Genomic DNA, 233 nt, shown 5'->3' on the forward strand with positions numbered 1-233 from the left:
CACCGAGGGTGCCGACCGCGTTTGCAATGGTAACTGGCTAGACAGCTTGATCAACGCGGCATTCCTAGGTCAAGACTGCAACCAAAGCGTCGCTTGGCTGCAAACGTTTGACTCATACGCAGTAAAAAACTACATCGGCTCAAACCTAGCGGCTCCTGTTTACGTTATGGGTGGCTATAAAGGCTTTCCTGGTTTCGAAGGAGCAAGCTCAGCACTTATTGAAGGCGAAGACG

General features: G+C 51.1%; 1 pseudogene. It reads left to right on the plus strand.

From position 1 onward, the window contains the following. Positions 1 to 233 (plus strand): annotated as a pseudogene (locus A3750_RS25875) (hypothetical protein); the annotation flags it as partial.

Source organism: Oleiphilus sp. HI0079, from assembly GCF_001635105.1.